Below are 26,329 nucleotides of genomic sequence, written 5' to 3'. Positions count from 1 at the left end.
CACCTTTTTACTTCAAATCTTTATTTTAATAAACCAATACAATCATATATATTTTTTTCACTTAATTTCACAATTTTATTTTTAAATTCCGTATGTCCCTGAGCTAAAATTAAATAATCTGCTTTCTTTATTATTTCTTCTAACGAGTATAATTCAAAATCATTTATTTTATTCGCATTTATATTAGGTTCACAAGCAATTATCTTGTATCCTTTATCTCTAAGTATCTCAGCTATTTCCATTGCTGGTGACTCTCTTAAATCATCAATATCAGGTTTATACGCTAACCCTAATATTCCCACAATCATTTTTTTGTTTCCTTCTAAGACTTTATCAATTTTATTAGCAACAAATCTAGGCTTAAAATCATTTATCAACCTTGCTTCTCTAATTATAGTTGCTTCTTTAGGAAATTTTTCAACTATAAACCATGGATCTACAGCCAAACAATGCCCACCTACTCCAACTCCTGGTGTTAAAATATTTACTCTCGGATGTTTATTTGCTAATTTAATCAGTTCGAAAACATTTATATTTAAGCTATCACAAATCATTGATAGCTCATTGGCAAAAGCTATATTCACATCTCTAAATGTATTCTCAACTAGCTTACACATTTCTGCAGTTATATCATCTGTGGCAAAACATTTTCCTTTTTTTACCATCGCACCGTACATTGCCTTTGCAACTTCGGTAGCTTCATATCTTTCAGCTCCTATAATTCTATCATTATGCTCTAATTCATATAATATTCTTCCTGGTAAAACTCTTTCAGGACAGTGAACTGACATAAATTTTTCTCTAGATATTCCAGATATTTTTTCTAAAATATCAGTCATTAACCTTGTCGTCATTGGTGGAACTGTTGACTCTAATATAACTAAATTATTCTCTTCTAATATTTCACCCACCATTTTTGAGGCACTTTCAACGTATTTTAAATCCGCAATTTTTTGATCTTCACTATGCTTAAATGGCGTTGGTACAGCTATGATATAAACATCCGATTTCTCCAATTTATCTGTTGGTAATAATTTCCCGCTTTTTAAAACTTCCTCATAAGCTTCTTGTAAATCTGGTTCAACTATGTGAATTTTTCCTTTTTTTAAGGTTGAAATTACATCCCTGTCCACATCAAACCCATACACTGTAAATCCAGCTCTTGCAAATGCAACTCCAGTAGGTAATCCTATATATCCCATTCCTAAAATCGTAATTGTAAGCTCTTTTTTCTTTATTTTTTCTAATAACATTATTCTATACCTCCTCTTAATTTCATTCGATATTTTTTAAAAATATCTCTTTCTTTATTGTTTCTCTATAATCTTGGTTATTCATTTTTATCCTAATCTCATAGGGGATTTCTCTAAAGAAATATAGTAAATATGTATCATACTTCATATGGACACTGCTCGTTTGACCTAAAGATATTAAATAGTAATATATAAATAGAACTATATATATCAGCTTTATTCTATATATTTTTTGTGGTATAAAACAGACAAATATTAAATAAAATATTTGAACATAATAAACTAATCTTGTTAAAATGGATATTTTAGTTGCAATTATATAAAATATTATGTACAAATATACATAATTAAAGAATTTTTTATCCAATTTTTTTATAACTTTTTCTTTATTAAAAATTAATATACACAAAATTATAAATTTTTCAAACATACCAAAAGTTAAAAGATTACCATTAAAATAATCACTTGTTAAGTAAAACGCTAATTTATGTTGATATATAGGAAGCTTTTTTAATATTTTCATTACCAATTCAATATTATAGCTTAGAATTATTTCAACTCCTATAATGAAAAATAAAAAAATATTTTTTAATCTTGAAAAATCTATCAAAGATAGCAATCCTACTATGATGATTGTTGTATGGAAGCTTCCTCCTAATAGAATACATAATATGTACTTTACTTTACTTTTCTCAATATATTTGGTACTATATAAAAAAATTCCAATTCCTAACAAATTTCTGAAGGGACAATCTATGAATAAAAATATCCCTCCAGCCGCAAAGAATACACTGTATGCTAATAAAATATTCTGTGAATATCGTTTTATTACTTTATAAAATAAGTATGCCACAATTAGCTTATTTATTATAAAAAAATACCAAAAATTTGTAATTATATATTTCGATAGGGCTATATACAAAGAAAATCCTTTTTCACTATAGTAATTATAAAAATTTGATAAATCAAAATATCTATGCATTAATTCATAAGTTCTCCAGTCGCTACCTGATGTGTAACTTGTTGTCAAAAATATTATTAATATTACTAATATAGATTGTTTAAAATATTTATTCATTTTCAAAATTCCAGCAATATATGATATTAAAAATATAAAACTATACACATTCATTTTGCTCTTCCTCTAAAAGAATTTTAACAATATTTAAATTTGAAAATCGTCGATCTATTGTTCGAGGAGTTTGCTTTAAAACTTTAATTATATTTATATCACTTGCTAACTGTACCTCTACTTCTAATTCTTCTTTAAAATAATTATAAATCGAATTTATCTCATCAAATATTGTTAATATTTTACAATTTGTTCCTAAATAATCATAAATTTTTCCAGGTATTTGACTTGTATCTTTTCCGTTATCCAAAAATACAAGAACATCTGCTCTTGAATATACCTCTATTATTTTGTCAAATGAAACTGAACCATAAAATTTTATAAAATTATATTGAACAATTTCTTTCATTTTGGTTTCTGAAATAGTCCCATATATTAGAAACTCTATTTTTTTTTCATATTTTTGATTATATTCATCAATTTTTTCTAAAAGAGGTCCTATATTTCTGTATTCACTTAAAATTCCTGTATAAACAAATCTATATATATCTTTTTTTATATTTCGAGATTCCACTTCTTTCAAATAACCTCTAGGCAAATAAAATATTTTATTTAACCTAGTTTTATTTTTCATTTTGTCAACTGTTATCGGAGAGACATAAAATATTTTATCTGCTTTTTCTAATATATTTTTCTCAGATAATGATATTCTAAATTTTAAAAGTTTACTTGATTTTTTTAAATTAATATCGTCTTTCCAAGGATCGCCCCATATTTGATACCACTTCATTTTATATTTTTCAACTATTTTCATCGCCACAAAATGGCTCGTTTTTGTATCCGAAGATGATATAACTAAATTATATTTTTTATAGTCTATCTTTAGAGATTTATAACTTCTAAGCCATTCGCTATGAACATCAGGAAAAAAATAAATACTTTTTATTTTTTCCTTAATATTTTTTTTTAATCCGGATATAAATAAATTTTCTTTTCTCTGCTTTTTGTTTTTTAAATAATAATTTATTATTTTTAAATCACTCTTGTATATTTTTATATTTTGTCCTAAATATTCTTTTAAAAATTGATCTTCATTTTCTATTAAAGAGTTTATAGTCAAAATATCAACTTCATTCCCTGCTTGTATTAATCCCCTTATTAAACCCACATTGCGAATTGCAGCAGAACTTGATTTTTGAAAAATTAGGGATGAGACATACAAAATTTTCATTCTATTTTTTTCTCCTTTGTATAATTTCCTTTATTTTCAATGAAGTGGTTCCATCACCATATGGATTACTTGCTTTAGACATCTTCTCAAACAACTCTCCTTCTAATAACTTCATATTTTTATAGACTTCTGAAGATGAAGTTCCAATTAATTTTGCTGTTCCTGCTTCAATTGCCTCAGGTCTCTCCGTTGTATTTCTTAACACTAATGTAGGTTTACCTAAACTTGGAGCCTCTTCTTGAACTCCACCCGAATCAGTCATTATAAAATGTGCTCCGTCCATAATACCTATAAACTCCAAATATTCTAATGCTTCAACCAATATTTTTCTCTCTAATCCCTTTAATTCTTCTTTTATAACTTTTCTTACTATTGGATTAAAATGCATTGGAAATACTAAATAAAAAACATCGTTTTCCTCCAAATATTTTCTTACACCTTTTAAAGCGTTCCTCATCGGTTCACCCCAATTTTCTCTCCTATGCATTGTCATAAGAATATATTTTTTATCTCTCAAATTATACTTATCTCTTATCTTTTGTAAATCTAAGCTTTTATTCTCTTTCACCCAGTATAAAGAATCAATCACTGTATTTCCAACTTTAAAAATTTTCTCCTTATTAATTCCTTCTTTTAGCAAATTGTTAACATTTATCTCTGTTGGTGCAAAATGAAATTCTGCAATACTTCCTATTAGTTTTCTATTAATTTCTTCTGGAAATGGAGAGTATATATCTCCTGTCCTGAGTCCCGCTTCTATATGTCCAACTGGAATTTTATTGTAAAAACCAACTAAAGCTCCTACAAATGCTGATGTAGTATCTCCCTGAACTAATATAAAATCAAATTTTTCATTTTTGATTACAGCACCAACTTTACTTATTAGTTTACTAGTTAGTTCAACTAAATCCTGTCCTTCTTTCATTATATTTAACTCGTAATCTGGTCTTATCTCAAATAAATTTAAAACTTGATATAACATCTCCTTATGTTGTCCCGTTGAGATAACTTTTACATCTATATCTGAATTTTTCAAAGTATGATATAATGAACCCATTTTTATTGCTTCTGGCCTTGTTCCAAATATTAATCCAATCTTCATTTTCTTTATTAATAAACTTTATTATTAAATCCTCCTATTTAATTATTTGTCGTAAACTTTCCTCAAAATAATTTATATCTTCTTCTATTTTACTCATTATTCGAGCTTTACCATTACTATATTTATGCCAATCCATTTCTTCTATGCCTCTTACAATAGAATTTTCTAAATTGTAGCCCTTATTCAGATTGATAACTATCCCTAAATTATATTCTTTTACCATTTTGGCCAAATAAGTTCCTTCTGTAGTAAGTATAATTTTCTCAAATTTTAAAGCATTATAAAATCTATTTGGCATTAAAGTTCTAGAGTTTATATTATTTGTAGGGAGAACTATATTTATTAAGTCTGAACTCTTATAAATTTTTTCTTCTTCTTTTTTCTTATATCTACCATGATATTTTAAATTTTTTAAAGATAACTTTTTTAAATCACTACTTATAGGTCCATCACCAAAAAAATGTAAATCTATTTTCGAACTATTTTTTAAACAGTCTATTAAACTTAAAGTTATTTCTTTATCTCTCAATGATCCTATTGTCGATAACTTTATTTTTTTGTCTCCATTTATAATCACATTTTTACTCTGAACAGTATCTTGATTTTCAAATTTAATATTATGACTTAAAATATAATCTATATTTTGTGGCAACCACATTTTGAAGCCCTCAGATGAAATAAAATTGTACTTTGAATTTTTTAATAATTTTATTAAGGGTCTTTTAAGTACACTAAGAATACTATAATCTCTAATATCTACGAGATATCTTTTTTTATAATTTGTACATAAAAATTTTTGCAAAAAAATACCTAATTGTAATGTATGTACTATAATATAATCATATTTTTTTTGTTCCAATTTTTTTTCAATAAATTTTGTAAACATATGATAATAATAAAATTTTTTAATAAAATTTGATTTACTTGACATCTGCATTCTAAACGTTATTCCATTTTCTTCAACACCTTCTTTATCCCAAAAAATAAAATCAAACTTAACATCTCCAACTTTTAATACATCTGTAAAGTAATTTATATATGGTGCTCTAAAAATATTTGCAGGAATAACTATTGCAATTATTTTCATTAAATTTCCTTTCTCCAAACTATTCTATTTATATAATCGGTATAAGATAGTACTATTCTTAACACTTTATCTGATACATTTGGTATAGAATAATCTGATACATTTCTCAATGTTATTTTATCTTGAGTCTCTAATACTATTAAACCTTGCATTATTCTTTCCTTTCGAAGACCTACCATCATTACCGATGCTTCTTCCATAGCTTCTGGCCTTTCATGTGTCTCTCTAATATTTAATGCTGGAAATCCTAATATTGAAGATTCTTCACTTATTGTTCCTGAATCACTCAATACTGCCTTAGCTTCTTTTTGAAGTTTTACATAATCATTAAACCCTAATGGTTTCATTAAATTTACTAATGGATTAAATTTTACACCTAACTCTTCTATTCTTTTTCTTGTTCTTGGATGAGTCGAAACTATTATAGGCATTTCATATTTTTCTGCCACTGCATTTAGACTTTCTACTAAATTTAAGAAGTTTCTATCAGAAGCAACATTCTCTTCTCTATGAGCTGACACAACAAAGTATTTTCTGGCTTCTAGTCCCAATCTTTCTAAAATGTTTGAAACTTCTATATCCTTTAACTTCATATTTATAACTTCAAACATTGGACTTCCTGTCTTTATTATTCTATCGGCAGGTAATCCTTCTTTCAGAAGATATTCTCTGGCTATATCGCTATAAGTTAGATTGATATCTGCTGTATGGTCTACTATTTTTCTATTTGTTTCCTCCGGAACTCTTTGATCAAAACATCTATTTCCGGCTTCCATATGAAAAATAGGTACTTTTTTCTTTTTAGCAACTATAGCTGCTAAACACGAATTTGTATCTCCTAGTACTAAAAAAGCATCTGGTTTAACTTCATCCAGTAGTGAATCCATCTTTATTAAAATATTTCCTATTGTTTCACTCGGTTTTCCAGTTGCTGTTTCTAAAAAATAATCTGGTTTTCTCATATTAAAATCTTTAAAGAAAACTTCATTTAACTCATAGTCATAATTTTGCCCCGTATGAACTATCACATGGTCTATAGCTTCTGATTTTTCTAGTTTATCTATTACTGCTGCCAATCTTATAATTTCTGGTCTTGTTCCAACAACAGTCATTACCTTTAATTTTTTCATGATTTCTCCTAAACTTCTAAATAGTATGTATCTGGATTTTCTTTATCAAATTGTTCATTCGCCCAAATAATTAATACCATATCTTCATTTCCAGTGTTTGTAATATTGTGTGTATAACCCGTTGGTATATCTATAACTTCTAACTTCTTATCTGATACTACATATTCGATTATTTCATTACTAAATATATGACGAAATTTAATTGTTGCCTCTCCTTTTATCACTAAAAACTTCTCATTTTTAGTATTATGGTAATGGTTTCCTCTAGTCACTCTAGGCTTTGAAGTTGATATTGAAAACTGTCCACTATCAAGTGTTCTAAGTATTTCAATAAAACTACCTCTTTCATCACTATACTCCTGTAATTCATATGAAAACTTATCTTTTGGTAGATATGATAAATATGTTGCATATAAAGCTCTTTCAAATCCGATTCCTACCTGTGGAATAGTTAGATTTTTCCTACTCTTCTTAAAAAATTCTAACAAATCTACAACCTCTCCCAATGTTCTATGATATGTTTTCTTTACCATATAGTATAACTTATTTTCTTTTTCTGCTTCGTCTAAATGTGAAACTATTGAATTTACAACATCATCAATATACACAAATTCTATTAAAGTATCTCTATTATTTACCTGTAACTCTATATCATTTGCAGTATTATAACACCATGTTGCAACAACTGAATTATAATTAGGTCTACACCATTTCCCAAAAACATTTTGTAATCTATAGATATATACATTAGCATTATTTCTTTCTGAATATTCTTTTAACAACTTTTCTCCAACCAATTTACTTTTTCCATAGTCATTATCTTTATCTGCATGAATAGAAGATGTTATTAGAATCGGTGTTTTTAAATTGCTCTTCTCTAATATTGATATTAAATTTCCAACTAAATCACTATTGCCTTTATAAAAATCTTCTGGATTTTTTGGTCTATTTATTCCAGCCAAATGAAATATAAAGTCAGCTGATTTTATATTCCTTTCTAATTCTTCCACACTATTCTCTATATCAAATGTTAAAATTTCAATATTTTCAGTTCTATTTAATCTTTCAATAAGATTTTTTCCAATAAATCCATTTGATCCTGTGATTAGTATTTTCTTCATACTACTTCACTCCAAACTCTTTTAAATCATCTTGAATCTCAGGTAAATTTATGAGCATAGCTTTCATCTCTTCAACATTCAATCTACCTGTATTATGAGAATTATATTCATCTGCCTCTGTTATTACTTCTTGACCATCTTCAAAGAATTTTGAGTAGTTAAGATCTCGATCATCTGCTGCGATTCTGAAGTAGTCGCCCATATCTTCAGATCTAACTCTCTCTTCTTTTGTCATAAGCACTTCATATAACTTTTCTCCATGTCTAGTTCCTATAACTTTCATTTTGTGCTCTGGATGTCCCACTAACTCTCTTACAGCTTCTGCTAAAACTTGCACTGTAGCTGCTGGTGACTTTTGTATAAATAAATCTCCATTCTTTCCATGTTCAAAAGCAAATAAAACTAAATCAACAGCCTCATCTAAATTCATCATAAATCTCGTCATATTAGGATCTGTCAATGTTATTGGTTTATTAGCTCTTATTTGGTCCAAGAATAATGGAATTACTGACCCTCTTGAAGCCATAACATTTCCATATCTTGTTACACAAATAGTTGTTTCATGTTCTCCAAGGTTTCTTCCTTTAGCTATCGCTACCTTTTCCATAACTGCCTTCGTCATTCCCATAGCATTAATTGGATATGCCGCTTTATCTGTACTTAAACAAATAACTTTTTTTACACCATTAGCTATCGCAGCATTCAAAACATTTTCTGTTCCTATAATATTGGTTTGAACTGCTTGCATTGGATAGAATTCGCAAGATGGAACCTGTTTTAATGCCGCTGCGTGGAAAACATAATCTACCCCTCTTAATGCATCGTGAATAGAGTTATAATCTCTCACATCACCTATGACAAATTTAAGTTTAGGATTATTGTACCGTTTTCTCATATCATCCTGCTTTTTTTCATCTCTTGAAAATATTCTTATCTCTTTTATTTCTGTGCTTAAAAATCCCTTTAATACCGTGTTTCCAAATGATCCTGTTCCACCTGTTATCAGTAAAGTTTTTCCTTTAAACATAACTTTTCATCCCCTATTTTTTATTTGCTGCATTATAACTTCACAAGCTTTGTCTACTCCCAGCTCATTCTCATAATATTGTCTTCCATTTTTTCCTAATTCTATTTTTAATTTATCATTATTTTTTAGTTTCAAAAGTTGACTATATAATTCATCAGTATCTCCTGCTAATGTAAACAATCCTGCTTTCACTTCATTTTGTAAAAAATTTCCGTAGTCCGCTGCTGCACAAGAATCTAAAGAAGCTAAAATTGGAAGTTCTAGTTTAAAATAGTCCGTTGTTTTTGATGGAAAATTAGGAACCGTAAATCTTTCATCTAAGCTAACTAATCCTATATCGCAAGATGCTGTTACTAATTCATACTCTTCTCTTGGAATATGATTTAAAAACTTTACATTGCTTATATTTTCATTTTTCACTTTATTTTCTAATAAATTTTTCTCCGTTCCTTTACCCACAAACAAAAATTTTATGTTTATATCCTCTAACGATTTTTTCGCTAATTCTAAAATGTTCTCTAATTTTTGAGGCTTACCCATATTTCCACCGAAAATACAAACAAAATCTTGTTCACTATATCCATATTTTTCTCTAATTAATTTTTTATTAAACGTAGGTTTCTTTTTTATCTGAGCCCAATTTTTTAAAATAAATATCTTTTCTTGTATTTCTGGATATTTTTGAAGCAAATAATTTTTATTTCCTTGAGACATACATGAAATATAATCTGCTAAATCTATAGCTTTACCATATATTTTTTTTAACACCTTTACTAGTAATTTATTTTTTAAAATTTTCAAATCTATGGCATTTTGTGGAAAAATATCCCATATTATTAATAAAATTTTACTACTATATAAAGACTTTAACTTCTTCATTAGCAACGGATTATTTAACATTGGTGTAGATGTTATAATTAAATTGTAATTATTTTTTCCTAAATATTTCTTTATATTATAACTAAAAATATAAGGTAGTTTCAACATTGTTAACCCTTTATCAATTTTAGTAACTTTATGTGAGTAATAATCTCCTACATTTATTTTTAAAATTTCAACATTTTCTATCTTTTTCAAATAAGTTTCCCCAGTTTCTGATAAAGTTACTACTGTTATATAATTTTCTTTTGCTAACTCTAAAACTAACTCTTTTTCCAATGTAGAGCTATTTCTCTCTTCATAATACCTCGGTAATAAGCATAGTATATTCAATTTTTATCACCTCTAAATGCTAAACTTCCATATAAACTTTCAGCTACTTTAGGTTTTATTTTATGAAGCAATTTCACTCCACTTCTTGGAAGTTTTATTAGTATTTTTTTCTTATTTTTCTCTCTAAATATATATTCTAATACATCTTTTATAGACATATCTTTATCATCTTTTGGAATAAAAATCCCCTCTTTTTCACTTTGAATAATCCTATTTGTTTCATCTAGTAATCTATCTATATGAACAATCGTTCTTCTATTTTCATCATTCCCAAAAGGTAAAATAGGCAATATATCTACTAAGTTCTCTAATCTTTTCATATTTCCGGGACAATTTTTTCCATACACCATTGGTGGTCTCAATATAGAGACTTTAAAATTATCGCTTATTAATCCGTTTAAAATCTCTTCAGCATTATATTTGCTCTTCGCATACGGTGTTAGTGGATTAAGAGAAGTTTTTAAAGTTATTACTTTTTCATGCTCAAAATATCCATGCGTTCCCCAAACTGCTACCGTCGAATAAAATACAAAGTGTCTTACCCCCTTTTCCCTAGCAATTGTTGCCAATCTTCTTGTAAGCTCTGTATTTACCTCAAAATATTTTTCCTCTTGTGCCCCCTTCATCTGGTGAACTAAAGCAGCCAAGTGAAGTATTGTATCCACTCCTGTATAATCTAAGCCCTCAGGCTTATTCTTAATTAAACATACAGGAACTATATTGTATTCATCTTTATATTTTTCTATGAAGTTACTTCCTATAAATCCACTAGCACCTGTTATCATAAGAGTCTTCTTTCCCATCAATACTCAGCCCCTATCTTTTCCACCATCTTCTCCTTTTTAGCCAGAAGCTTATTATCTTTCACAACATCCTCATTCTTTACCCTATTTATTATCTTAAGAAGTGTAGCTATTATTAACCAAATATCATAGAAAAAATTTTGATTCTCTATGTAATAAAGATTCAGTTCTATTTTATATGGCATTATTTGCTCTATATAAAATTTCTCTGGATCCTCCACTTGATTCATTAGATACTCCTCATCTGAAAATACTATACTTGCTGGCGACGATATTCCACTTCTCACTGAAAAAATCTCTTTTTGCCTACTATTATAATATTTTAAACGCCTTGGGAGTTCCGGTCTAGGACCTATAAAACTCATATCACCCTTTAAAATATTCCAAAACTGAGGAAGTTCATCCAGTTTTGTTTTTCTCATAAATTTTCCTATCGGTGTTATTTCACTAGAACTCCCCTTTATTTGTACTGTATTTTTTTCTCTAAACTCATTACTCACCATGCTACGAAATTTATAAATATTAAACTCTTTCATACCTTTTGTAAGTCTTTTTTGAGAAAAAAGTACCGGTCCTGATGACGTCATTTTCACTACTATGGCAATTATTAGCATCACTGGAGTAAATACAATCAAACCTATAAGCGATGCCACTATATCAAATAATCTTTTCATCTTATTCCCTTCTAAATTATCTCTTTATTTTGTGGTGGCTCCCTATATGTCACTACAAATTTTTTCATTAACTCTTTTAATTCATTTTTCTTAGGATTTTTTATAGCTATACTTAAAGCCTCCAAATGTTCATCCAAATTTATGTCTGTTTCATCTATACGAGTTATAAATATTTTATTATTCTCTGTTTTTTGTGCTGCTCCTACATCATAGAGTAACTCCTCATACAGTTTTTCCCCGGGACGTAATCCCACTATATCAATATCCACGTTGGCATTAGACAACTTTATCATCGTTTTAGCAAGATCCATTATTTTTACAGGTTCTCCCATATCTAAAATAAATAGTTCTCCACCTTTTCCAAGAGCACCAGCCTCTATAACAAGTTGGGCAGCCTCAGGAATAGTCATAAAATATCTCGTTATATCTGGATGAGTTAGCGTCAAGTTTTTACCTTCGCTGATAAGTTTTTTAAATATCGGTATAACTGATCCATTACTTCCAAGTACATTCCCAAAACGTACTGCCATGAACTTTGTTTTTCCCTTTTTATTCATAGCTTCTACTACTATTTCGCAGCCTCTCTTGGTCGCTCCCATGATATTCGTTGGATTAACCGCTTTATCTGTAGATATCAATACAAATCTATCCACTTCATACTTTATCGCGACCTCTGCGACTTTTTTAGTTCCAAATATATTATTTTTTATAGCCTCCTCAGGATTATGTTCCATCAAAGGAACGTGTTTATGTGCTGCCGCATGAAACACAATATTAGGTTTATATCTGGCAAATAGTAGTTCAACCTTATCCTGCTCTCTAATATTACAAACTTCGCTCTGCAAATCTAAATTTTTAAATGTTCTTTTTAATTCCAACTCTAAAAAATATAAATCATTTTCATTAACATCTATTGTAACCAATTTTTTAGGATTATACTTTGCTATTTGTCGTGCAAGCTCACTTCCTATACTTCCTGCTCCACCCGTTACAAATACAGTTTTATCCTTTATTATCTCTTTTATGTTGTCGCCATTGACAAGCACTTGTGCTCTTCCAAGTAGATCCTCTATGCTCACATCCCTTATTTGACTCGTCATATTTTCATCTTGAAATATCTCATCTATGCTTGGCAATATTTTTATTTTTATATCCCCACAACATTTTATTAAGTCGATTATCTCTTTTACCTTTTCCCTTTTGATAGTTGGTATAGCTACAATCACTGTCTCTATACTCAACTCCTTCATAACTCTTTCTAAATCATAAAAATCTCCGTAAACTTTTACACCATTTATATATGTTCCACGTTTACGCCTATCATCATCAATAATTCCTGTTATATGGTATGGATAATTCGGATTTGTAAGAGCATCTCGAAGAAGTGCTACACCCGCTTCTCCAGCTCCATACACAAGCGTATTTAATTTAGGCTTACTTTTTCCAAGTACAATTCTATAGGATCTATTCAATCTAAATAAAAATCTCCATAGAAGCTGTAGCATCACTACCAATATAAATCCTACCAGTACAACTGTTCTGGAGTATTCCTCCCTTGTTACTGCATAGTAGGCCAGTGTCACCACTAGTGCTATCAAATTTGTAAAAGTTAGATTTAAAACATCCAAAGAGTTTGTATAACTCCAACTTTTCATAGAATTTTTTCTAAAAAGATAAACACACAAAAATGCTACTCCATATACTATGAAATAGCTACTGTGTAGGCTCTCTTCCCACTTATTCTCAAATCTTACTAAAAGGCCTAGAAAGATTCCAATAAATACTGTGATTAAATCTATTAGCAACTTAACTATATTTCTTCTATTAGAAAACAACTCCATTATTGCATTCTCTCTAAACACCTTCATCCCCCCTTCGATTAAAATACTTTCACGCTACCTATATATTCCCTTCTATAGTCTCTTAACTCTATTTTCACCATGCTGTTTAAAATCTCGTTTAGTTCATTTTGAACATTTAATAATCCTATCTCTATTCTTTTCTTTTGTTCCTCGTTTGGCTCTTTCATATTCTTAGAAAATCTTAAATTCTCTAAAAGTCCTATTCTCAAACTGTTCTCTCTATTTAGATTACTTAAATACATTTTAGATATATTTATGTATTGCTCCTCCCTTAATCCTACATCAGAACTTATACTAATATCTCCACTCTCCAATACAACAGCTTGTTTTTCACCAATACTATAATCTCTTAAAACAGTTTCATATATCTTTTCTTTATTTCTTAGCGAATTTAATTCTAAAACAGTATATTTGTCCTCTCCCTCTATAAGAATTTTTTCTAAGGAGATATTAGCCACCAAATTATTGGATTTAATATAATTGGATATATCTCTAAAACTGATATTTTTCACTCTATTTAGCTCCACATCCAAGTTACTGTACTCATAGAATATCTCTCTTGTTTTAGTACTTCTCTTTCTCAAATCAATCTCTAAATTTATAGACTCTATCAAATTGTTTAACGCTTTGATAACATCTCTGTAATTCGTATATTCCTTTAAAAAGTCGTAGCTATAATTTTCACTCTTGAAAAATGAATCTATATAAAATTTCGGAAAGTTTTCTATTAAACTTTCTTTTACTCTTTTCTCCTCTACCTTATTTTTTAAATTTAAAGTCACTGAATACTCAGTTGGAATATATAGATATCTCTCTCCACTCTTCAATCTACTCTCTGTACTACCAATACTTCCTGTAGGAAAAATAGGTGCTATCTCTATATTTTTTAACTCTTCAGCGGATATACCCACTTTTTTCATCAAAAAATCTTTTATCAATATTTCACTTACATCAAATGGTGTCTTATCTGGATTTAATCCCTGATTTATCTCTTTATGAGTAAATTGTAGAGTTAATCTCTCCATAGAATAGATATTCAAACTACTAATTGAAAATAATAATAACAACATTAAACTCTTATTAAATTTTTTGAACACTTGATAGTAATTTTTTAAAAGTGCCACTATAACTCCTAAAAATAGCCCCATAACTACACCCATTACCAATATTAATTTAGCCTTTGAATTGGTTTCAATCTCTACCGGAGTTGCCAGCTTCACTATAGCTCCATATCTTATATAATTTTCTTTTTTCTCCAAAGTATTTACCTCTTGAACTATAGCATTATAACTTTTTACAATACCTTGTAGTGATTCCAATATATATGCTTTTTCTATTTCTGTTCCCATTTTTAAATTTTTACTCACATATATTAACTCTTCCAATTGTTGTTGTAAATTTACCAGTTCATTCTCCGTACTCAGATAACTTGCCATCAATTCAACATAGTATTTTTCCTTTTGGTTATCTCCTACACTTATTTTAACTCCTTTGGGTAAAACCACATTCTCACCCTCAAAGCTATATCTATCTAAGAGTTTTTTATAGTTATTAGCTTCTTCTTTTTTCTCTTTAATACTATTTTCGAGAATTAACTTTCTGTTCAAAAATTCACTCTGAAACTTTTCTGGATTTTTAACTATATTTGTCGCTAGAAGATAATTTTTTAAATCTTGAACCCTTATAGTTTCTAAATTCTCTAAATCTAATTGAACTTTTCTGTATCCAAACCCATATGAAATATAATCTGTTCTTGTATTTTCTCTTCCCTTTATAAGAGTTTTCAACGAATTTTTTCTCTCATCTAAAATCTTTAAATAGTCCTCATAATTATACTCGCTATCACTTAAAATTCTCTCATCAAAGTACTTAAATCTATATCTCGACTCATTTAACTCTTTGTAATAATCGTTCAAAGATTTATAGTAATCATTTAAAATTTTTTTACTCTCTTCAATACTTCCAACTCTTAAATCAACTCTGTAGTTAGTTGGTGTATATTCCAAAAACTCTCCACTTTTAAGTAAAAACTCTCTTTTTTCCTCTATCTCTTTTGGTACAATACCAGTTATTTTAAACTTTTTTGCAAATTCATCTAATGAAAGTCTATTTCTTTCTCTTATATCATTTTCACTATAAACCCTTTCTAAGACATTGCTAACCAATAGGTTTCCTTCATTATATCCCTCTGCTAAATTGACAATTATAGAGGCCTTTCTGGATGTATTTCTTTCATATAAAGCTCCCCCAAAAGATAGTATCATCACCAGAGCCATTGTTATAAATATGGTTTTCTTCTCCTTTATAAGAATTAATAATAACTCTGTAATATCTATCTCATCTTCATGCTTGACCTCAGTAGAAATTTGATGCTTCATATTTTCCCCTCTCATAAACCTAATTATTTTTACATCTTTTTTTATATTCATATATAAACTCTTTAACAAATGCAACTACTGCTCCTAAAAATACTCCCACTGCCATTCCAACTACAAGAACGATTTTAGCTTTACTCTTTTCCTTTAAAGAATATATATCTGTTGTCTCCTTAATAATATCCACTTCATCATTCAGTGAATCCAATTTTATTAACTCATTGACATAGTTATTATAGTATTTTTCCTGTTCACTTTTTCTAAGATCCAATTTTGGATATTTAGATGATATATAACTTATTTTCTCTTCGGGCTTCAGATTTTCTAAATCGTCATCATTTTTGAAAATATTCAAAATTTCATTTTGAATCTCTTCAAGCTCCATCTTAACCTTTTCTAAAGAGATATTTTTCGCTATTTTTTCTTTTTCTATGATATCAGCTAGATTATCCTGCTCTCTTAAAATCTCTAGGTATCTCTCTATAACTTCTCTGCTGCTATCTTCATCCGTTATGGCTTCCACCTTTATTAAGACCTCTTCCGGCTTCTTATCATTTTTAGTTATGGTCACTATCTTTTGTAAAAATTTCCTTTTTGACGATAGATTTTGCATATTTTCTGGAGTATTTTTTAAATACTCCTCTCTTATAGGCTCTATCTCAAAAATTTTTTCAACATTTTTGTCTTGAAGTAAAATAGTATCTACATCTATTTTGTTCACACCTTTTAAGCCATAATTTTCTTGTTGTATAAGAATATTCTTAACTAGATAGTGTGGTGCTTTGCTGTTTACATACAGCGCTCCTCCTATCGATAATATTGTACAAAATATTATAGTAGCAAGTATACTGCACCGATGTCTCATCAATATTTCAATCAGTTCATAGAGATCAATCTCGTCCTCGTCTCTCCTCGCTTCCATCTCTTTTATTTCCTCAATCATTATTATCTCCTCATCTTAATATTTTACCTTAAGGTTCATTATAGCATTTTTTCATTGTGAAAAAAAGCAGAAATTATATATAATTCCACATTTTTCATTTACAAAAAAAGGAGCTAGAAAATTTCTAGCCCCTTTTTATTATTCTATGCCTCTAATGCGTTATCCATGAAATAACTAAATGCCATCAACTCTGCCTTTTCAACTTCTATTCTATCTAAAGAGTTTTGTCCTGTCTTTATCTCCTTTTCCACTTGCTCTCTCCACTCCAAATATGACCCATAGGGATTTCCTTCCGGTAATGCTTCATTATCAGCCTGTAATTGTTCTATGTGTGAAAGAGTCGCTTTATCATCCGCTAATTCCTTTAAATAAGACACTTCCTTTTCAATACTTTTTTGTATCTTAACTATAACTGTTTCCAATACTTCTTTTGCTTTTACAATTGTCATACCCATTTTTTTCCTCCTACGATTTTTTGTATTTTATCTTATCTCGAGATATTTTTATAATAACATAAAGCTAACTCTATTACAGTAGCGAAAATCCCACTCTTCATTCTTTTCTTTTTTTCTTAAAAATGCCACTCTTAGCATCTTTTTTCAAAATAATTTGACTTACTATTTAATGTTTTATATTATCCATATATAGGAATAAAAAAACATATATAACATTTTTGGAGGAGCTATGGAAAAAGAATTTTGCATTAAAAGTTTAATCAAAGAACATATTGGACACTTTGCCTTAATGGAGGAAATTGAACTACTCCTCCCTTTCAAAAAAGAAACTCTTTATAAAAAACTAAAGCGATGTCCCAGTGCCGTCTTTAAACAGACCAATGGATATATTGTCATTGATGTTGAAATTTTTCTAGATTATTTATTTTTGTAAAAAATTATATAGGAGTGATAACTTTTGAAAAATAAGTCCAATTTAAAAAAACATATGCAACTTTTAGAGATTTCTAAACAAATTTTTTATTTTAAAAAAATTTCACCCATAGAGGATATAAACCTATTTCAAATTGAAATAAATAAAAATCTTTCAGAACTTTGTATAAAACAACACAAATTCTTATTTTGTAAAAATGAGATTAAATACTTAACAAATTCCACTAGTTCCCAAATTGATTATCTAATCGATAAACATGAAATAAGTATATCCCAATATAATCATAAAAAAATTATTACTCTTCCTAATTTTTTAATATATTTTGCTATACCTGCTATTCTCAACCATCATGAGTTGCCACCCTCTTAGCAATTAAACTATTCCTCAACGTACAAAAAAATTAGGAGGGTCAATTTCTCTCCTAATTTTTAGCTTTTAACTTGATATATTCTTATAAATACGGCTATATATATAATTTCCCTGAAAGAAAATAATTTGCTCTCGGAGCTGGAACCGCTGTTTTCCATGTCTCTTCATAATTATACTTTTGGTTAAATAAATTATTTATTCCAAAACTTACACTCAATGAATCTCCTATTGTATATGTCATCATAATATTTGTGCAGTTATAGCTATTAATTTTTGTATCTACATAATGGTCATTTTCTCCATATTCTTTAACAATGTAGTTTCCAATCAAATTAAAATTTACATCAAATTTCATCTTTTCTGTTATGTCAAACCCTGCTCCTAAAATAATTTTTCCTTTTGGCACCATAGCTAACTCTTCACCTTTGTACACTCCCTTTGTTATCTCAGTATTAACATAAGAAAACGACTGATATGTCGTCAACTTTTCAAAATATTGCTCTAGGTATAACTCCCCTCCAAGTTTCTTAACTTCGTTGAGATTCTTATACTGCCACTCTTTTATTGCAGGATTATGAGCATTTTTTTGAATCAGAACTATTTCATCATGAGTAAATATCGCAAATAGTGATAAATTTATAGAGGTATTAGCTACAAAGTCTCTAATTCCCACTTCAAAATTATTGGATATTTCAGATTTCAAATCATTTGAAAGATAGTTCATATTCACTTTATCTGTTATCTGTCCCGGAAGTGGTGACGTAAATCCTCTTTCATATCTTGTAAAAATAGTTCCTGAATCACTATATCTATAGTTTGTTCATATCTCAAAAGCGTAGTTATCACTTCTCTTTGTATCTTCAATACTTTTATATTCATGTATTGTACTCATAGATTTTATCTCTGTTTCGCTATCCCTTTGTCCACCAAATCTTGAATGTTCGTATCTAACTCCAGAAATAAGTTCCCACTTATCTGTTAAGTTATATCTATTTAATCCATAAATAGCATTACTCTCTTTAAAGATATTATTTTTTAGGTCTATCCTCACATCCCCGTTTAATTTTAAATTGGGAATTGGTTTTGGAAAAAACTCACCATTAGCCCGAATTTTACTATCTCTCAAAAGCTTTGTATAACTATAATCATAACCTAAAATAAGTTCACCTCTTTCATAGATATACTGTCCTCGAGTTTTAACTCCTACTGTATCCTCTTTAAATCTACCATTCATCGATACCGGTAAATTTTCTCCCAAAATATCAAATGGCATACTTCCAAGTTTTGGAATTTCATAATCCATGAACGTCTCTTCTGTAAACTCTCTACTATATCTTTGAAAATAGACTGTATTCATAAATGTAAGCGAATCGCTAAATTTATATTCATAATCTAAAGAGTACCCCTCTCTTTTAGAACTACTTACCACCGGAAATCCTTTAATTTTTCTATTTTTTTCCAATAGTTCCTTTTCAACTGCAGTGGAATAATCTCTATTCTCATCAAAATACGACATCTGGAACTTTATTCTATTTTTATCATCAATAAAATAGTCTATTCCACCACTAAAGCTATCACTCTCTTGGAAGTCTCCTTCTCTATATCCGTTTCCTTTCAAATAACTATAGTTAAAGTTTCCATATAAACTTTCTGTTAAATTTTGTCCTATAGAAATTCCCGTATTTTTAAAATTGTATGATTTTAATCCTCCCTCCAGCACTAAAAAATCCTTTCTTAAAGAGGACTTGGTTACAATATTTATAATTCCTCCAGAACTTCCCGATCCATTTAACACTGTCCCTCCTCCAGGAACAATCTCTATTTTTTCTATAGAATTCAGAGGTATTGTATTGATTGGAAGTGTTCCCATTGAGTCATCAATAGGATTTAAACTCACTCTATCTGCCAATATTTTCACTTTAGATATGGATTTCTCTCCATTTCCTCTTATATCCACCCTTGGTCCAAAATATGTATCTTGAATAATTATGTTTGGAGCCTCTCTTAAAACATCTTCCAAATTTTTATAACTTCCATTATTTATCTCCTCCTTAAATAGAAGTATCACATTTTTATTCTCTGAAAGAATAGGCATTTCAAAACCACCAGTTGAAAGAATAACTGAATCCTCTAATTTTATAGCCTCTTCTTGAGAGAAAGCATATATAGTTGCAATAAAGGACACAATTATAACCTTCAATATTTTCACTTTTTCTCATCTCCTTTTTCCTTTATTATTTTAAGTTAAGGAGTTAGAGCTATGCTCTAGCTCCTCCTCCTCTTACTTACATTCCTCTTGATACATTTTCTCTTCAACGCCAATAAATACATCCGCAATTACTCCGTAAGCTTCAGCCCAAGCATTCACTATATCATCTGTAGCTGCTTCTCCTAAAACCTCTTTTATAGCTCCTAGTAAGTATCTACCCACAACTGGATAATGTTCCTTTGTAACTTTTACATTTATATGTGTTTTTGCAATAGATTGCACTGCTGGCATTAAAATAGCAAGATTATCTATATTCTCCGCTGCTGCTAATACAGTCATCGCTAAAGCTCTTGCTTGTGATCCATCCTTTTGCTTTCCTGCATCAAACATATCTTTAATCTCTGGATTCTCTTCTAACATATTTTTATAAAATACTGTAGTTATCTCAACTCCTTTTTCTTTTAAAACTGGCACTGTTGATTTCACAATATCTATCGTTTTTTGTGATAACATATCTAAATTTCCTCCTTATAATATTTTCGTTTTAAAAGTATACCAAAAAAGTATAAAAAAATCAGTAACATATGTTACCGATTTAATTTTTTGTGTCTTATTGTTTTAGTTCAACTTCTCCCTCATCTCTTTTTCAAAATTTTTAAATAATACTATATATTCACTTTTTATCTTATCATAAATATCCCATGCAGTTTCCTCTTTATATGTATGAGAAGTTTTGTTTCTATTTATCATAAGATTAATCCACTCTGTTGCATCACTTATTATACCGTCTTTAAATCCCTCTCTAAAAGTTTCTCTTGGGCTCACAACTTCGGTTCCTTGATATTCCAAGTAACTCTTCATTAATTTCCAACTTAATTCATAGACAAACTCAAATCTTTGAATAGTTCCATCTAAATACAACTCATCCAGATGTGCGTCTTTTTCTAAAGCAGCTTCTAATTTCTTTAAAGCTTTTTGAAAGTCTTCAAATTTATATTTTAACTTATTTTCATTCATAATAATTTCTCCTTTCTCATTAGTTTTATATATCAAGATTCCATCATTTTCCACATTTTTTTTTATATTTTCTCCCATTTTTTCACTATATTCCACTATATCCACCATATATTTTAAATCAGACTCATAAAAATCATTTCGAATATTATCAATAATACTATTCATTCTTAAAGAAATAAGTAAATCTATATCCGAAGTATCTTTATAATCTCCTCTAGATCTAGAGCCAAAAATTTTTGTCCATTCTATTTTTTCTTTATATTTTTTTAAGATGTCAATAATTTTAAAAAAATCTGTTTCCGATAGTCCGTACATTTTTTCTCCTCCATATTTTTTTACTTAATTATAGCACGTTAACTTTAATAACAAAAAGAGGAAGTTTTACAAACTCCCTCCACTTGCTTTTATCTGCTCTATAACTATTTTTACTATTCTTACAAAGATAATTGATATAAAAAATACAGCTAAAGTTGTCGCTGCTACACCAAAATTATACCAGAAAATTCCTCTACTCTCATCTATTGACATAATATAGTTAGAATATTTTAAAATCGCTGTGGAACCTATTGCCAATGGAAACGTGAATGACGCATACACTGGAGTAAATTTTAGTTTCATAATCTTAACCATTGATATATAGACCAATACTGTCATAAATATCCCTAATGGAAATAAAAATCCAACCATTGCTGGATTAGGAGTTTTAAAAGCCACTAAATATCCTGCCAAACAAAGATTAGGTGGAGCTGCCATTATTGCAAAAGTTGGAAGTCTTGCGTCATCAATGTTTTCAACAAATATAATTCTATATAACATCATAGGAAGCATTATTATATAGAAAATAAATCCTATATAAAATATAATCTGTGCCAAATATGGCATACCCATAACTGTTGAATCCACTGAAGCTACAACTATTCCAATAGGAGGAACAAACCAGCTTGGAACCATATGCTCTATATTCCAAGAACGAAATCTATGATATACAAATAACGTTCCAAATATTAAGTGTAGCAATATACACAATAACCATAGACCCTTTCCCAAAACTGGTGAAAATTCATATAGTACAACAGAGAAATTCATTAAAGCCATATCTAAAGTAGGTATGAAGCTTCCTAAAGTTGGGTGTTCTAACTCCTCTTTAAATACATCAAAATGTAATATATTCTTTATAATTATAGGAAGAAGTAGTGCCAAAGATATAAAATTTCCTATGTATAAAGCTTTAGAATCAAATATAACTGCAACTGCACCACTCACTCCGGATATTCCTAGAGCTAGTCCTGTAAGAGCCACTGGTAAATATCTAAAATAATTTTTTAAATTTTTCATCTTCCTCGCCTCTAGTCTTTTATATATATGTATAGCTATACACATGTTGTTATATTATACCCATCTCAATCATATTTTCTTTTATTTTTTTATGTTATAATCAACTAAAAAAATAACAAAAGGAGTCACAAATGTTAAATAGTCGTTCAACTTTAATTTTACAAAATTTAATATTACATAAAAAAGAAAAAAGTTTAAAGGAACTTTCTGAAGAACTTGGAGTAAGTGAAAGGACTGTTCGTTATGAGCTGGAAAAAATCTCTGAACTTTTAAGTGAAAACTCTCTTGACAACATTGAAATTTCAAAAGGTATCGTAAAAATCCCCAATTTTAAATCTTTAGAAGAGTTTTTAAAAGACAGCTACGATAAAACAACTTTCTCTTCCGAAGAAAGAGAACTTTATATACTCATGTTAATTCTTTTTAAAAGAGTTATCAATCAGGTGCAACTTTCTGAAGAACTGGATATCAGTAGGAGTACTATTAAGCTTCATTTAAAAAATCTTAAAGAGACACTTGAGAAATATCATTTATCTCTAGAAATTTGTCATAAAAAAGGTCTTGAGTTAGTTGGAAAAGAGGAGGATATTAGACAGTGTCTTTTGAAATTTCTAACAACTATTAAAAATAGAAAGAATATATTTTTCAAAAATATCCTAAAAGAATATCTGTCTGTTAATGAGGAGGGAATCAAGCTATTTTTAAACTACTGTCAAAAAATTATGAACAGGATAATCTCTGATGAGGCTTACCAGATTATTAAAAACTATCTTAAAATAACTATTCTTATGGTTAAAGCTGGACACCATATAGATAAAATTAAAAATGAAAACTTCTTAGAAAATACAAAAGAGTATGAAGCTATTAAAAAAGGTAGCACACTTTTAGAAGCACACTATGACATTGAACTTTCTAAAGTAGAGTATCTAAAAATCACTGACTACTTTTTGGGAAGCCATACATATAACTTAAATTATTCATACTATGAGAACTGGGTAGAGATGGAGATTCTAGTTAAAAAATTAATAACTGAATTCAATAGAAGAGTGGATGTTGATATATCTCAAGATGAAACTCTAATAGATGGATTACTAAATCATATAAAGCCTACCATATATAGAATACAAAATGGTATAGAACTTGAAAATTCAATCTATCAAGAGGTTTTAGAAAGTTATCCACAACTTTTTGATATCACTTCTGAAGTTTTAGAGGGTCTTGAAAAGTTTATAGAGAAAAAATTTACAAAAGATGAAATAGCTTTTATAACAATTCATTTTAAAGCTGCTATTGATAGAAATAGAGTTAGAAGTAAAAATAAAAAGAGAGCTCTTCTTGTATGTGGACTAGGTTATGGAACTTCTAAACTTCTTGCTCAGCAGATAAAAGAGCTCTATTCATTAGATATTGTGGATATAATTCCAAGTCATCTTTTGACAAAATCTTTAGAAAAAAACTCTATCGATTACATTGTTACAACTCTAGATTTAGATAGTACTGATATAATTCAACCCATAATTAAAGTCAACCCACTACTTTCCAATGAAGATATGGAGATTTTAGAGAGCTTCAATGTTCCTAGACGTAGTAAAAAGGTTCTTTTTTCTCAAGTTTTAGAGGTAATTGAAAAAAATACTACAATTATTGACAAGGATAACCTCCTATTTCAATTAAAAGAGTTACTTGATTCGACTTTGGTGGACGATATTTCTCCAAAAAAACTTACAATTTTTGACTTGCTAGATAGGACTTATATAAAAGAGGGCGTTTTGGTCAACACTTGGCAGGAAGCGGTTCAACTAGCAGGTGAAATTTTAGAAAAAAATGGATGTGTCACTAAAAAATATACTGAAAATATGATTGAAATCATCGAAAAATATGGAGGTTATATTATTTTAGCACCCAACATAGCTTTCCCTCATGCTAGAAACGAAAATGATGTCTTTAAAACAGCTTTTTCACTAGTGACTCTAAAAAAACCCGTGCTTTTTCCAAATGACAAGCTGGTACAAGTCGTGGTGGCATTTTCATCAAAAGATAACAAAGAGCATTTGACCCCTTTTGTTCAACTTGTGGAAATTACCAATGAAAAAGAGTTTAACATAAATAATTTTGTAAAAAAATTTTGAATAAAATAGAGAGTTTATTTTTATTTTCTCTTTAAATATAATTAAAGTATAAAGATTCGTGGAGGATATTGAAAATGATAAAAAAATTATTGGAAAACAACATTCAAATCCTGCCTCAAGTTGATAGTTGGGAGGAAGCTATAAAGATTGCTTCTCACCCTCTTCTAGAAAAAGGTTATATTGAACCTAGATATATTGACACCATGATATCTAAAGTCAATGAACTAGGATTTTATATTGTCCTTTCTGAAGATGTGGCAATGCCTCACTCTCGCCCAGAGGATGGAGTTTTAAAAATGGGAATGTCTTTACTTAAATTGAATACTCCTGCAAAGTTTGGGAATAACAATGTTCAAATTGTCATAACTTTAGCAGCAAAAGATAATGAATCTCATATAGATGCTTTAACAAATTTAGTTGAACTTTTAAATGATGATGAAAAAATTGAAAAAATTAAATTAGCAAAAACAAATCAAGAGATTTTAGAGATAATATAGGAGGTTTTATTATGAAAATATTAGCAGTTTGTGGATCAGGTTTAGGAAGTAGTTTTATGCTAGAGATGAATATCAAAAAAGTTTTGACTCAACTTGGGGTTGATGCAGAGGTTGATCATACAGATTTAGCCTCAGCCACTGAAGGGTTAGCTGACATCTTCATCATGTCATCAGATTTAGCTAACAGTACATCTCTTAAAAATGTTATTTCACTTAACAGTATTATCAATGTTGCTGAACTTAAAGAAAAGCTTGAAGAAGTTCTAAAAGCTAAAGGGGTTATGTGAACTACCACCGCCCTAATAGAGGGCGGGGCTTCGTGGGAAGTATCTGACTCATGTCGGATATATTAATCACGCTCTACGGGTAGTTCCTACCCTAATATATATTTTAATAGGCTAGTAGTTCTCTACCAACCTCACGAATATTTATACTTGCATTTAGGTCTCTGTCTATCTCTGAGTTACATTCATCACATTTGTAAACTCTTGAAGATAGTGGCAATTCAGTTTTTACTGAACCACAAAATGAACAAGTTTTTGATGATGGAAACCACTTGTCAATTTTAATTGTTTGTTTACCTAAAAACATTGATTTGTATTGAAGCATAGTTGTAAATATTCCCCAACCGTTATCAGCGACAGATTTACCAAAGTTTAATGCTTGACTCATACCTTTCATATTAAGGTCTTCAAGTATTATCGCATTGTACTTAGTTACAAGTTCGTGTGATAGCTTATGTAAAAAATCTTTTCTACTATTTTTGATAAGGTTATGGATTTTAGCAACTTTTAACTTTGCTTTATACCAATTTTGTGAGAATTTGACTTTTCTTGATAGCTCTCTTTGAGCTTTAGCGAGTTTAGTTTCTAACTTTCTAAAAAATCTAGGATAGTCAGCTCTTTGGTTATCGGAGCTAACAAAAAGTTCAGACATAGCAAAATCAAGCCCAACAATATTGTTATCGCTTGGAACTTCTACAATGTTCTTTTC

Annotated in this window: 24 protein-coding genes and 1 pseudogene; 5 read left to right on the top strand and 20 right to left on the bottom strand. The window is 29.1% G+C overall.

All coding sequences use genetic code 11. The annotated features are described in order from the left end of the window. Window positions 1–20: 20 nt before the first annotated feature. The 15 genes from ACWI69_RS05310 to ACWI69_RS05240 form a co-directional block, all read right to left on the bottom strand. On the bottom strand, window positions 21–1,253 hold the full coding sequence (locus ACWI69_RS05310) for a nucleotide sugar dehydrogenase (RefSeq protein ID WP_448820813.1): 1,233 nt from the start codon (window positions 1,251–1,253) through the stop codon (window positions 21–23). A 22-nt stretch (window positions 1,254–1,275) separates the two neighbouring features. Further along, on the bottom strand, window positions 1,276–2,385 hold the full coding sequence (locus ACWI69_RS05305) for an EpsG family protein (protein ID WP_448820812.1): 1,110 nt from the start codon (window positions 2,383–2,385) through the stop codon (window positions 1,276–1,278). After that, window positions 2,372–3,556 carry a hypothetical protein gene (locus ACWI69_RS05300; RefSeq protein ID WP_448820811.1) on the bottom strand — a complete coding sequence of 395 codons (1,185 nt, stop codon included), beginning with the start codon at window positions 3,554–3,556 and terminating at the stop codon, window positions 2,372–2,374. Before ACWI69_RS05300 ends, ACWI69_RS05305 begins: the two co-directional genes overlap by 14 nt. A gap of 1 nt (window position 3,557) precedes the next feature. Beyond that, window positions 3,558–4,658, bottom strand: a complete 1,101-nt coding sequence (wecB, locus tag ACWI69_RS05295) for a non-hydrolyzing UDP-N-acetylglucosamine 2-epimerase (protein WP_448820810.1) — start codon at window positions 4,656–4,658, stop codon at window positions 3,558–3,560. A gap of 34 nt (window positions 4,659–4,692) precedes the next feature. Next, on the bottom strand, window positions 4,693–5,745 hold the full coding sequence (locus ACWI69_RS05290; RefSeq protein ID WP_448820809.1) for a hypothetical protein: 1,053 nt from the start codon (window positions 5,743–5,745) through the stop codon (window positions 4,693–4,695). After that, window positions 5,745–6,875: a non-hydrolyzing UDP-N-acetylglucosamine 2-epimerase gene (wecB, locus tag ACWI69_RS05285; protein WP_448820808.1), complete on the bottom strand. Its 1,131-nt coding sequence runs from the start codon at window positions 6,873–6,875 to the stop codon at window positions 5,745–5,747. Before wecB (ACWI69_RS05285) ends, ACWI69_RS05290 begins: the two co-directional genes overlap by 1 nt. Before the next feature lie 8 nt (window positions 6,876–6,883). Then, entirely contained in the window at window positions 6,884–7,996 is a 1,113-nt protein-coding gene (locus ACWI69_RS05280) for a polysaccharide biosynthesis C-terminal domain-containing protein (RefSeq protein WP_448820807.1), read from the bottom strand. Between the two features lies 1 nt (window position 7,997). Next, the gene (locus ACWI69_RS05275) at window positions 7,998–9,023 is read right to left on the bottom strand and encodes a polysaccharide biosynthesis protein (protein WP_448820806.1); all 1,026 of its coding nucleotides are present in this window, start codon (window positions 9,021–9,023) and stop codon (window positions 7,998–8,000) included. Between the two features lie 6 nt (window positions 9,024–9,029). Then, window positions 9,030–10,235, bottom strand: coding sequence for a glycosyltransferase family 4 protein (locus tag ACWI69_RS05270; RefSeq protein ID WP_448820805.1), 1,206 nt, complete (start codon window positions 10,233–10,235; stop codon window positions 9,030–9,032). Next, the gene (locus ACWI69_RS05265; protein ID WP_448820804.1) at window positions 10,232–11,038 is read right to left on the bottom strand and encodes an NAD-dependent epimerase/dehydratase family protein; all 807 of its coding nucleotides are present in this window, start codon (window positions 11,036–11,038) and stop codon (window positions 10,232–10,234) included. The genes ACWI69_RS05270 and ACWI69_RS05265 overlap by 4 nt, the downstream gene beginning before the upstream one ends. Further along, the gene (locus tag ACWI69_RS05260) at window positions 11,038–11,712 is read right to left on the bottom strand and encodes a sugar transferase (RefSeq protein WP_448820803.1); all 675 of its coding nucleotides are present in this window, start codon (window positions 11,710–11,712) and stop codon (window positions 11,038–11,040) included. The genes ACWI69_RS05265 and ACWI69_RS05260 overlap by 1 nt, the downstream gene beginning before the upstream one ends. A gap of 11 nt (window positions 11,713–11,723) precedes the next feature. After that, entirely contained in the window at window positions 11,724–13,574 is a 1,851-nt protein-coding gene (locus tag ACWI69_RS05255; protein ID WP_448820802.1) for a polysaccharide biosynthesis protein, read from the bottom strand. A gap of 17 nt (window positions 13,575–13,591) precedes the next feature. After that, window positions 13,592–16,003 carry a hypothetical protein gene (locus ACWI69_RS05250; protein WP_448820801.1) on the bottom strand — a complete coding sequence of 804 codons (2,412 nt, stop codon included), beginning with the start codon at window positions 16,001–16,003 and terminating at the stop codon, window positions 13,592–13,594. Next, a complete protein-coding gene (locus ACWI69_RS05245; protein ID WP_448820800.1) occupies window positions 15,972–16,892 on the bottom strand; it encodes a hypothetical protein in 921 nt (306 codons plus the stop codon). Before ACWI69_RS05245 ends, ACWI69_RS05250 begins: the two co-directional genes overlap by 32 nt. Before the next feature lie 143 nt (window positions 16,893–17,035). Beyond that, complete coding sequence (locus ACWI69_RS05240) at window positions 17,036–17,347, bottom strand: hypothetical protein (RefSeq protein ID WP_448820799.1); 312 nt, start codon at window positions 17,345–17,347, stop codon at window positions 17,036–17,038. Between the two features lie 229 nt (window positions 17,348–17,576). Here ACWI69_RS05240 and ACWI69_RS05235 point away from each other — a divergent pair, with 229 nt between their 5' ends. Continuing rightward, the gene (locus ACWI69_RS05235; RefSeq protein WP_448820798.1) at window positions 17,577–17,780 is read left to right on the top strand and encodes a hypothetical protein; all 204 of its coding nucleotides are present in this window, start codon (window positions 17,577–17,579) and stop codon (window positions 17,778–17,780) included. 24 nt (window positions 17,781–17,804) lie between these two features. Then, the gene (locus ACWI69_RS05230; RefSeq protein ID WP_448820797.1) at window positions 17,805–18,149 is read left to right on the top strand and encodes a hypothetical protein; all 345 of its coding nucleotides are present in this window, start codon (window positions 17,805–17,807) and stop codon (window positions 18,147–18,149) included. Between the two features lie 94 nt (window positions 18,150–18,243). Here ACWI69_RS05230 and ACWI69_RS05225 read toward each other — a convergent pair. The 4 genes and pseudogenes from ACWI69_RS05225 to ACWI69_RS05210 form a co-directional block, all read right to left on the bottom strand. After that, window positions 18,244–20,244 (bottom strand): annotated as a pseudogene (locus ACWI69_RS05225) (TonB-dependent receptor). A gap of 186 nt (window positions 20,245–20,430) precedes the next feature. Continuing rightward, window positions 20,431–20,871 carry a globin domain-containing protein gene (locus tag ACWI69_RS05220; protein WP_448820796.1) on the bottom strand — a complete coding sequence of 147 codons (441 nt, stop codon included), beginning with the start codon at window positions 20,869–20,871 and terminating at the stop codon, window positions 20,431–20,433. 105 nt (window positions 20,872–20,976) lie between these two features. Next, window positions 20,977–21,690, bottom strand: a complete 714-nt coding sequence (locus ACWI69_RS05215; protein WP_448820795.1) for an HI0074 family nucleotidyltransferase substrate-binding subunit — start codon at window positions 21,688–21,690, stop codon at window positions 20,977–20,979. A 66-nt stretch (window positions 21,691–21,756) separates the two neighbouring features. Beyond that, window positions 21,757–22,710 (bottom strand): TDT family transporter, encoded by a 954-nt coding sequence (locus tag ACWI69_RS05210; RefSeq protein WP_448820794.1) that lies wholly within the window; start codon window positions 22,708–22,710, stop codon window positions 21,757–21,759. 131 nt (window positions 22,711–22,841) lie between these two features. Here ACWI69_RS05210 and ACWI69_RS05205 point away from each other — a divergent pair, with 131 nt between their 5' ends. From ACWI69_RS05205 to ACWI69_RS05195, 3 genes are all read left to right on the top strand, one after another. Further along, entirely contained in the window at window positions 22,842–24,839 is a 1,998-nt protein-coding gene (locus tag ACWI69_RS05205; protein WP_448820793.1) for a BglG family transcription antiterminator, read from the top strand. A gap of 74 nt (window positions 24,840–24,913) precedes the next feature. Next, entirely contained in the window at window positions 24,914–25,336 is a 423-nt protein-coding gene (locus tag ACWI69_RS05200) for a PTS sugar transporter subunit IIA (protein ID WP_448820792.1), read from the top strand. Between the two features lie 11 nt (window positions 25,337–25,347). Continuing rightward, on the top strand, window positions 25,348–25,623 hold the full coding sequence (locus ACWI69_RS05195; RefSeq protein WP_448820791.1) for a PTS sugar transporter subunit IIB: 276 nt from the start codon (window positions 25,348–25,350) through the stop codon (window positions 25,621–25,623). Between the two features lie 103 nt (window positions 25,624–25,726). Here the strand turns inward: ACWI69_RS05195 and ACWI69_RS05190 are convergent. Continuing rightward, window positions 25,727–26,329, bottom strand: a 603-nt coding sequence (locus ACWI69_RS05190; RefSeq protein WP_448820790.1) for an RNA-guided endonuclease InsQ/TnpB family protein, incomplete at its 5' end; no start/stop codon positions are given.

The sequence above is a fragment of the Cetobacterium sp. genome (assembly GCF_977044495.1).
This window is presented reverse-complemented; position numbering and strand designations above follow the sequence as displayed.